This window comes from Frankia sp. CeRuru1 (assembly GCF_977966315.1).
Map to the genome: position 1 here is coordinate 1 of NZ_CDWWEW010000079.1, position 10,065 is coordinate 10,065.

Below are 10,065 nucleotides of genomic sequence, written 5' to 3' on the forward strand. Positions count from 1 at the left end.
GAAGAACGATGCAGGAGGAACGCGTGGCGGACGAGCGTCGGCCCTTCGCCGACGACAGCGGGACCCCCGAATCGGTCTGGCAGGGATGGGATCCGGGGTGGGCGGAGCTGGATCTGACCGTTCCGCCCACGAACGCGGTGATCGTGGCTCCCCACCCGGACGATGAGGTGCTGGGCATCGGTGGCCTGATGACCATCCTGTCCACGCTGAGCGTGCCGCTCACCGTTGTTGCGGTAACCGACGGTGACGCATCCCATCCCGGATCTCCGACGCTGTCGCCGGCCGAGCTTGCGCGGCGACGGGTGGCGGAACAGCATTCCGCTCTCGCCGAACTCGGACTGGCCCAGGTGCCGGTGCATCGGGTCGGCCTGCGCGACGGGCGGGTCGCCGGGCACGAGGAGCTGTTGGCCGACCAGCTGGAAGCGTTGCTCACCGCCGACGGGTGGCTGCTCGCAACGTATGCCGGGGATCGTCATCCAGATCATGAGGCGACGGGTCGGGCGGCGGAGATCGCCGCCGCGCGGACGGGCACCCGGCTGCTCGAGTACCCCGTCTGGACCTGGCACTGGGCGGTGCCGGACGACCCGCGAGTTCCCTGGGCCAGGGCGCGACGGGTGCATCTTCCTGTCGATGTGCAGCGGGCCAAGCAGCGAGCGGTCGACTGCTACCGCACCCAGATTGCCCCGCTTTCAGCCCATCCGGCCGATGCTGCGGTGCTTCCGGCCGAGGCCCTGGCGCGGCTCCTGCGCCCAGCCGAGACGGTCTTCGTCTGACCGTTGCGAGTCATGAAGCATGAGTAGGCCCCTTGCTCGCAGCCACCTGTTGCCGGATGGCGGCCCTACAGCCGGAGCGGGTCTTCGAGCTCACGTCCGGTTGCCCATGCGGTGACACGGGCAACCTGCCGGTCGAGGCCGGGGTACTGGCCGGCGGAGGAGACCCGCGCGTACACCGCGACGGCTCCCGTGGGGCGTTCGACGGCGGACGGCTCGACCAGGATCAGCCGCCCGACCCGGCGCGCCGGTACGGGCAGCTTCCCTTCCCGAAACCAGCGGTAAGCGGTGACGTAGTGGACACCCTCACGCTCCGCTCACTGCTTCAAGTTCACTCACACATCACTTACTCAAAAGCCAGCAGGTCGCTGCCCCGCGGGGACATCTCCCGCAGCGGCAGGCCGCGGTCGTCGAAGGCCGCGGTCGTCGAAGGCCGCGGTCGTCGAAGGCCGCGTCGTCCGCTCCGGTGATTCCGAAGACGGTCGGCCTGGTGTCGATCCAGCGATTGATCAGCCAGTGCAGCAGGTTGATGGTGACGACCGCCGGAGCGACGATGGCGGCGACCCCGGGAATCGCCGGCTCCAAGGCCAGGGACAGCACGATGCTCGTGATGCCGTTCTGCTGGGAAGCGGCCAGATAAACCCGGTCACGTCGGGACATGCGGTGGGTGAGAAGGTAGCCGACGAGACCCTGTGCGGCGAAGGCTGCGGCTCCTAGAGCGGCCCCGTGCACAAAGGCGATTCCGTCGGAGAGAAGCAGGCCGAGCGCGATCGCCGCCCCATAGAACGCGACCCGTACGGTCCTCTCCACGAGGTGGGGGAAGAAGTCGTCCCCGCGCTCGGGGAAGAGCTTGGCATCGGGACGGAGGATCAGCCCACCGATTGCCACCGCCAGCATGAGAAAGAACCCTGCTCCTACCATGATCAGGCCCGCTGTCAATGCCAGGGCGCTGGTCGCGTGTCTCTTGGCGCCCCCCCACAGCAGGGCGGTGAGGGTGGCGAGGCCGAGGTTGAGCGCCAGGCCGACGAAGAAACCGCTGACTCCCGACGGTCCACCGAGATCCGGCGTCATCGCGGGCTGGTCCTTGACGAACGTCGAACCGACCGCTGTGACCAGGGACACGGTAAGGAGTACCGTCACGGGATCGTCGAAGGCGGCCCAGCTGCGCAGGAGATCCTGACCGCGTTCTGACATTCGTGAACCCGAGGTGAGCGTGGCTACCGACAGGGGATCGATCTGGGCGACCACCACGCCGAGAAGGAGGTACAGCGGGTCGCCGAGCGCGAGGGCCAGGACGCCACCGATCAGCAGGGCCTTGAGGGCGACGCCCACGGTGACGACGAGCGCGATCCGGCGGATGTCCGCCCAGGCCGCGCGGGCGATCCCCAGCGTGGCGCCGTACAGGCCGACCGCCAGCAGCACCGCGATCGCCGTCCGGTAGCCGTGCATCTTCGAGATATTCGGCAGCTGGAACAACTGAAACAGCACGCTGAGCGCGACACCCACCCCGATCAGGCCGACCAGGGATGCCAGCTGGCTGATGGGCTGTTCTCTCTGGAGCGACCTCATGGCCCGGTCTGGTTCCAATGGTGGAACGGCTGTGCCGGTCTCCCCGCCGGCATCCCGGCGACCGCGGGGATGCCGGGATCCGGATACGCGTCCGTGCCCTGCGTGTGGAGTGACGGGATAAGGGCGCATCGACGTCTGAACAGTGACTGAAGGCCCTGCATCGAGCTCTCCCTCCCCGTGATGTTGGACGGCGGAAAGTAGAGTTCTCCTCCTACTCGTCATCGCCCAGAGTAGTCGCCGTGCAATGAAGCCCGTGCAATGAAGCCCGTGCAATGAAGCGTGCAGCCGACATCCGTAGGTTAAGGCCAGACGCCGCACCGGTTCAACCCCAGGCTGTGGTTGCCGCATGATCAATTGTCATGGCGATTTTTTTGCCGGGTAGTCGACGAGGACGGCGTACTGGCCGTGTGCCTATCCCGCTCGTGCGATGGCACCTCGTGCGATGGCACCTTCGTGCCCGTGTCCGCGTTCGGCCTGCCCGGCCGCACCTTTCGTGGCGGGCGTCAGCGTCGGATGGTGCAGATGAACCGTATGATGCACGTGCCGTCCGGCGACCCGGGCGATACCTCGCATTTCTTTGTGTAGGTGTCGTCCGCGCGGGCGGGAGGGGCATCGGGAGGACGTTCCAGGGGGCATGGCCCGGTTTTTCAGCATCAGTGCTGGGGCACGCCCCGGAATCTTGATGCTTCTTGACATTTTTCCGCAGAGCTGTGACATGTGCCTAGATACATAGCTGTCCGCGCTCGTATCGCCTACCGGCGGGCGGCCCTGACGCCGAGGCCGCCGCCTCCGCCCGCAGGATCGGATGGCGGACGACCGATGGTCCCGTGCCCAGGGCCCACGGCCCACGGCCCACGGCTCCACGGCTCCACGGGTTCGTGGGTTCATGTTGCGCACAGGTTTCGGTGGGGGTCACTGGTTGGCCCGCGGGGCTCCCGCAGCTAGTGTTCGGGGAGTGGAATCGTGGCTGAACGCAGCCGGCGTCGAGGGGACCGGCGCCAGTCGGGAGCCGATCATTCGCTACTGGTAGGCATCCCCGGGTCATCCGTGCCCCGTCCCACAACTCCATACCGATGCCGCTCACACCTGTGCGGGAGAGTCCCGGTCGCTCGCTGGTCGGGACGCCGAAGGAGCAAGCTCTCCCCATAAACTCTCAGGCCCCCAACCGCCGGGTCAGGCAACTCTGGAAAGTGGACGCCGTGGGGTGTCCCGCCGACGGTGAAAGCCGCGTTCCCCGCCCGCAGCTCCCCGGACTGCCGGCGGCGGCGCCGGTGAAGCTCTCAGGCCTATGACAGAGGGGGAGGCCCGCCGCGGCGCCGGCATGATCCGTCGTCGCCCGACCTCCGGAGCAGTCATCATGCCTGACGTCACCGAGTACGACGACACCCCCTATGCCGATGGACCGGCCACGGCCGCCACAGCCGCCACGACCGCCACGACCGCTCCCGCGTCGTCGCACGCGCGGTCGGGGGCGCCGCGGCAGGGTAGCGCCGCGGCGGTGGGCAGGAACGGTGCGAGGCGGCTGCCCGCCGCGGCCATCCCGCGGTTTGCCGATCGGCACATCGGCCCGGACCCGTCCTCCCAACAGGCGATGCTGGATGCGCTGCGCGTGGAATCACTGGCCGCGCTCACTGATGCGGCCGTCCCGGCGAGCATCCGTGACCAGGATCTGGATCTTCCCGCGGCGCTGAGTGAACCCGCGGTGCTCGCGGCCCTACGCGCGTTCGGTAGCAGGAACCGACCGGTTTCCTCGATGATCGGGCTGGGGTTCCATCCCGCGGTGATGCCGGGAGTCATCCAGCGCAACATCCTGGAGAGCCCCGCCTGGTACACGGCGTACACGCCGTACCAGCCGGAGATCTCCCAGGGCCGCCTGGAGGCGTTGCTCAACTTCCAGACGATGATCACTGATCTGACCGGCCTGGCGGTGGCCGGAGCCTCCCTGCTGGACGAGCCGACCGCGGCGGCCGAGGCGATGCAGATCGCGTTCCGGACGGCGAAGGGTTCCCGCACGACGTTCCTCATCGATGCCGACACCCTCCCGCAGACCATTGCGGTGGTCGCGACCAGGGCGGAGGCGCTGGGGATCAACGTGGTGGTCGCGGATCTCGCCGCCGGACTCACGGCCGTGGGCCCGGCGGAGCTGGATGCGACCTTCGGCCTGCTGCTGTCTTATCCCGGGCCGGCGGGCGTCCTGCGGGATGTGCGGGGTGTGATCGCATCGGCGAGGGAGCGCGGCATCGTCGTCACGATCGCCGCCGATCCGCTGGCGTTGACCCTGCTGCGGGCGCCTGGTGATCTCGGCGCGGACATCGCGGTGGGGAGCACGCAGCGGTTCGGGCTACCGCTGTCCTTCGGAGGCCCGCACGCCGGCTACCTCGCAGTGCGCAAGGGGCTGGAGCGGTCCCTGCCGGGGCGGCTCGTCGGGGTATCGGTCGACGCGGACGGCGCACCCGCGTACCGGCTCACCCTGCAGACCCGTGAGCAGCACATCCGGCGGGAAAAGGCGACGAGCAACATCTGCACAGCCCAGGTGCTGCCCGCGGTACTCGCCTCTATGTACGCGGTCTACCACGGCCCGGAGGGCCTGGCCGGGATCGCGCGTCGCCTCCACGGGCACGCGGTGCGCCTCGCCGAAGGCCTGCGCGCCGCCGGTGTGACGGTGGTGCACGACGCGTTCTTCGACACCGTCCTCGCCGCGGTGCCGGGCCGGGCCGCCCAGGTGGTTGCGGACGCGTTGGCGCGGGGAGTGAACCTGCGGCTGGTCGACGATGACCACGTGGGCATCTCCTGCAACGAGACGACGGGCCGGGCCGAGCTGGGGGCCGTCTGGTCGGCCTTCGGGGTGGGCCCGGAGGCCACGGCGGGCATCACTTGGACCGAGACCGAGACCGAGACCGAAAGCGGGATCCGAACCGGGGCTCGGACCGGGCCCGTCGCGGCGGCGAGCGATCACCTCATGGCCCGCGCGGACCAGGCAGATCAGATGGCGGACGAGCTGGTGGCGCTGCCCGCCGAACTGGTGCGTACGGATTCCTACCTGCAACATCCGGTGTTCCACGACCATCGGTCGGAGACCGCGATGCTCCGCTATCTGCGTCGACTGTCCGATCTTGATCTGGCTCTCGACCGGGGCATGATCCCCTTGGGGTCGTGCACGATGAAACTCAACGCGACCACGGAGATGGCCGCGGTCACCTGGCCGGAATTCGCCGACATCCATCCATTTGCCCCGCTGGGCCAGGCCGCCGGATATCTCGCGATGATTCAGGACCTGGAGCGTTGGCTTGCGCAGATCACCGGGTATGCGGGGGTTTCCCTCCAGCCGAATGCCGGCAGTCAGGGTGAGCTCGCCGGGCTGCTCGCCATCCGGGCCTATCATCGCGATCATGCTGTTCCCGGGTCCGTGGTGCGAAACATCTGTCTCATTCCCTCCTCGGCGCATGGGACGAATGCGGCGAGCGCCGCGATGGCGGGAATGCGGGTGGTCGTCGTCTCCTGTGACGACGACGGGAACGTCGACCTGAACGATCTGGCCCGCAAGGCCCGCGCGAACGCGGACGCGTTGGCGGCGCTGATGGTCACCTACCCGTCGACCCATGGTGTGTACGAGGAGGGCATCGGGCAGGCGTGCGCGATCGTGCATGAGGCCGGCGGCCTGGTGTACGTAGATGGAGCGAACCTCAACGCTCTGGTGGGGCTCGCCAGGCCGGGGCAGTTCGGGGCCGACGTGAGCCACCTGAACCTGCACAAGACGTTCTGCATCCCGCATGGTGGCGGGGGTCCGGGGGTCGGCCCGGTCGCCGTGGTCGAGAAACTCCTACCCTATCTGCCGAACCACCCGCTGCGGCCGGAGGCCGGACCGGCCACCGGAGTGGGCCCGATCTCGGGATCCCCATGGGGCTCGGCCGGAATTCTCATGATTCCGTGGGCCTACATCCGGATGATGGGTGCGGATGGCCTGCGCCGGGCGACCTCGGTGGCCGTCCTGAACGCCAACTACATTGCCCACCGGCTGCGTCCGTACTATCCGGTGCTCTACGCGGGCCGGGACGGGCTGGTCGCCCATGAGTGCATTCTGGACCTACGGCCGTTGACGAAGATGACCGGCGTCACCGTGGACGATGTGGCGAAGCGTCTCATCGACTACGGTTTCCATGCTCCGACCATGTCTTTCCCGGTTTCCGGAACACTGATGGTCGAGCCGACGGAGAGTGAGGATCTCGGCGAGATCGATCGTTTCTGCGACGCGATGATCTCTATTCGGGCCGAGGCGGACAAGGTTGGAGACGGTATCTGGCCGCGGACCGACAATCCCCTGAATAATGCTCCGCATACCGCACAGATGGTTACCGCCGACGAATGGTCGCACGCTTATCCGCGATCGGTGGCGGCCTATCCCGTCGCTTCGCTGCGGGCCGCCAAGTACTGGCCCCCGGTACGTCGGATCGACGGCGCCTATGGTGATCGCAACCTGGTCTGCGCCTGCCCACCGGTGGGATCCTTCGCCGTGGAGCCGGTCGACGAGCAGATTCTCGCCGGGGCCCGCTGAGGACGGGATGCTGACGCGGCCGCCGTCGATCTTCTCCATCGCGGCGGCGGCCGATGCGAGGCCGAACGGTCCCGCTGGGTAGTCTGCCACGACCTCCAAACCCTTCCCTGGCGGAAGAGTTCAGAAGTCGAACTCTTCGTGGCGTAAGGATTATCGGTCGTCCGGTCGTCCGGTCGTCCGGTCGTCCGGTCGTCCGGTCGTCCGGTCGTCCGGTCGTCCGGTCGTCCGAGCGGGGTCGAGCGGGAATGAAGTGGACTTGAAATTCCTGTTACCGGTCTTGACCATGGATCATGTTCGCCCAATAGTGGTGTACTGACTGTCATAACGGGTCATTCGGCGATGACACTCCGGCAGATCGCCGCTTGAACAACAGGAGGTCACGGCGGATGGATCCTCGGATGGAAAAACAGCTGGCAAGGGCCCGGCGGGTGGCGGTCGACATCGGCCTCGGTCCGGCGCTGAAGCTGGTGCGTGACAACGTCGTCCCTACCGCCCGCCGCAATCGCAGCGACGACCGGCATCTGGCGCTGCTGCTGTCCTTCGTCCTCCGGGAGGACTCGAACTGTATCGACGTGGGCGCGCACAAGGGTGACGTTCTCCGGATCATCCTCCAGCACGCCCCGGGAGGCCGGCACGTCGCCTATGAGCCGTTGCCGCACATGGCCGCGGCGTTGACCACCGATTTCCCGGCGGTGGAGGTACGGCAGGCCGCGCTCGCCGACCAGCCGGGGGTGCTGCCCTTCACCTACGTCCGTAGCAGGCCCGCCTACAGCGGGCTGCGTGATCGGGTGCCCGACAGCGAGGACGTCGAACAGATCGAGGTCGCGGTCGAGACGCTGGACGACGCGATGCCGGCCGACTACCGGCCGGCCTTGATCAAGGTCGACGTCGAGGGGGCCGAGTACGGGGTGTTCAAGGGCGGCCAGAAGCTGATCGGCTTCAGCCGGCCGTATCTCGTCTTCGAGTTCGGTGCCGGTGCCCGGGACTACGGCACGACGGCCGACGAGATGTACACGCTCGTCGACAGTGATCTCGGGCTGCGCATCTTCGATCTGGACGGCGACGGTCCTTACACGTTGCCCATGTTCCGGGCGGCCTTCGCGTCGGGGGCGCACTTCAACTTCGTCGCCCACCCCTGACCTGCGTCGCGGAAACGTCCGCGACGGCGGTCGTCAGCCTGACTTGCCGATCATCAGCTCGTAGTGGTCCGGGCGAGGCTCGCCCTTCGTGACCGCCCCAGCCGGGATCCGTCCGAGCGGGGCGGATCCCGCACAATGAGTGGACAAATGATCAGATAAGAGTACCCATCAGGCTTCAAACGCTCCTGTACGAAGAGCAACCATTCGATACGGTTTCAGCAGGTCGCGGCGTTCGACTCGTCGTTCGACCCGCCGAAGCCAGGCGGGTGGGATCAGTGTCGCTGTGGGTGCCGTGAGCGGCAACGGAATGCCGCAAGGCACCACAGGCGTACGTGGCCGGTACGCGTGCCACCCGCATGTTCACACTGAGAGGCTGCTCATGGCCCGGTCCTTCCGGGGCGGCTGTTCACCGCCAGCCGGTCCTGCATGGTCGACAGGTCCGATTCCCTCGGTCAACCCGACAACGAACGCCCATCGACGGCATCACGCCCAGCCGGGCGACGCACCGGTCCGGACCTCCCGGCGGACCCCGGCACCGCTGCCACGCCCGCTGTCCCGCACGGATCCCGCGTCGCGAACCGAGGGGTGATGCCGGCTCCATCGTGGCGGCGCGCCTGGCGTAGCCACGTCTGGCTCGTCTATCTCTGTCTCGGTCTGATCGCCATCCTCGTCTACGGCCAGCTTCCCACGACCGGCGGCCCACGCGTCGTCCGGCTGGTCATCTACCTCTGCCTCAGCACCTCGGCCGCGGGGGCCGTGTTCCTCGGCCTGCAACGCCAGGAGCTGACCGACCGACGTCCCTGGTTGCTGATCGGAAGCAGCCAGGTGATGTACGCCATAGGCGATGGCGCCTTCTACATCTTTCACTATGTGCTTGACATCACAGACTATCCGGCCTTGCCGGATGTGTTGTATCTGGGCCACTACCCGCTGCTCGTCGTCGGTCTCGTTCTGCTGACCCGGCGACGGACCCAGGAACGGGACATCGCCGGCCTGCTCGACGGGTCGATGTTCCTGCTCGCGGCGGTTCTGTTGTCCTGGCTCTACCTGATCGCGCCGCAGGTGCGTGCGGGCCAGAAGCTGTTCGTCGGCGTCACCTCGGTGGCCTATCCGGCGATGGATCTGGCGCTGCTGGGGGTGGCTATCCGTCTCGTGGTGGGGCACGGGAGCCGCCCACCCGCCTTCTTCCTGCTGGCGGGCAACCTGCTCGCCATCCTGACCGCCGACGCCATCTACGTCGCGCAGCAGACGAACGGGGCCTTCGAGGTCGGCAACTACCTCGACGCGATCTGGTTGACGGGCAACCTCGCCCTCGGCGCCGCCGCGCTGCATCCGACCATGGTCGACCTCACGCGGCCGGCGCCCCCGCGTGCGCAGGCGCGCAGCGGCTGGCGCCTGGTGGCACTGTCGAGCGCCGGGCTGGTGGCTCCCACCGTGCTGGCCGTGCAGGTGATCCGTGGTGATCTACGGGATCTGCTGGTCGTCGTGGCCGTAAGTGCGATCATGATGATTCTGATCATTGTTCGGATGGCGGGCCTGGAGGCCGACCAGCGGCGTCTGGCGATCACGGACGGGCTGACCGGCCTGCGTACCCGCCGCTATCTGGAGGCCGAGATGCGGTTGGCGGCCGGTCGGGTACGACGCACCGGATCCGGAATGGGGCTGATCCTCGTCGACGTCGATCACTTCAAGTCGGTGAACGACCGATTCGGCCATCCGGCTGGTGATCAGGTGTTGACGGAGGTGGCTCGGCGACTGCTGGTCGTGACCCGTCCCGGTGACGTCGTCGCCCGTTACGGAGGTGAGGAGTTCGCGCTGCTCACGCTGAATGTCCGGGGAGGCGCCCTCGCCGATATCGCCGAACGTCTGCGCCGCGGCGTCGGACGGGAACCCGTCCGGATCGTCGTGCCCGCGCTGCGAGTTCTGGACCCGCCGGCCCGAACGGGGGAGTCCGGGGCGGCGGGGTCTACCGAGCCGACGAGGGCGCGCGGCCAGGCCCGGTCGGGTGCCGGTGTCCGGGGAGACAGCGGCGAGG

The 10,065-nt window shown here is 67.9% G+C and carries 5 protein-coding genes, 1 pseudogene and 2 riboswitches; of the genes and pseudogenes, 4 read left to right on the top strand and 2 right to left on the bottom strand.

Features of this window, described 5'->3' with window-relative positions:
• The coding region (locus AC08OP_RS08465; protein ID WP_476613681.1) for a PIG-L deacetylase family protein at nucleotides 1–773 on the top strand (773 nt) is incomplete at its 5' end.
• Nucleotides 774–859: 86 nt separating this feature from the next.
• On the opposite strand, the pseudogene AC08OP_RS08470 reads toward AC08OP_RS08465, so the two are convergent.
• Both AC08OP_RS08470 and AC08OP_RS08475 read right to left on the bottom strand, forming a co-directional pair.
• Nucleotides 860–1,087, bottom strand: a pseudogene (locus tag AC08OP_RS08470) (IS607 family transposase); the annotation flags it as partial.
• A 25-nt stretch (nucleotides 1,088–1,112) separates the two neighbouring features.
• On the bottom strand, nucleotides 1,113–2,339 hold the full coding sequence (locus tag AC08OP_RS08475) for a hypothetical protein (RefSeq protein ID WP_476613682.1): 1,227 nt from the start codon (nucleotides 2,337–2,339) through the stop codon (nucleotides 1,113–1,115).
• A 1,081-nt stretch (nucleotides 2,340–3,420) separates the two neighbouring features.
• A riboswitch (glycine riboswitch) is annotated at nucleotides 3,421–3,517 on the top strand.
• Nucleotides 3,518–3,641, top strand: a riboswitch (glycine riboswitch).
• A gap of 55 nt (nucleotides 3,642–3,696) precedes the next feature.
• On the opposite strand from AC08OP_RS08475, the gene gcvP reads away from it, so the two are divergent.
• The 3 genes from gcvP to AC08OP_RS08490 all read left to right on the top strand — a co-directional run.
• Nucleotides 3,697–6,891: an aminomethyl-transferring glycine dehydrogenase gene (gene gcvP / locus AC08OP_RS08480; RefSeq protein ID WP_476613683.1), complete on the top strand. Its 3,195-nt coding sequence runs from the start codon at nucleotides 3,697–3,699 to the stop codon at nucleotides 6,889–6,891.
• A 398-nt stretch (nucleotides 6,892–7,289) separates the two neighbouring features.
• Nucleotides 7,290–8,030 carry an FkbM family methyltransferase gene (locus AC08OP_RS08485; RefSeq protein ID WP_476613684.1) on the top strand — a complete coding sequence of 247 codons (741 nt, stop codon included), beginning with the start codon at nucleotides 7,290–7,292 and terminating at the stop codon, nucleotides 8,028–8,030.
• Between the two features lie 588 nt (nucleotides 8,031–8,618).
• Nucleotides 8,619–10,065: GGDEF domain-containing protein (locus AC08OP_RS08490; protein WP_476613685.1), on the top strand; the 1,447-nt coding region annotated here is incomplete at its 3' end.

What these genes read in the sequence shown, in the direction of transcription:
- AC08OP_RS08475 (WP_476613682.1), bottom strand. Translation starts at nt 2,339, where the DNA reads ATGAGGTCGCTCCAGAGAGAACAGCCCATCAGCCAGCTGGCATCCCTG.
- gcvP (WP_476613683.1), top strand. Translation starts at nt 3,697, where the DNA reads ATGCCTGACGTCACCGAGTACGACGACACCCCCTATGCCGATGGACCG.
- AC08OP_RS08485 (WP_476613684.1), top strand. Translation starts at nt 7,290, where the DNA reads ATGGAAAAACAGCTGGCAAGGGCCCGGCGGGTGGCGGTCGACATCGGC.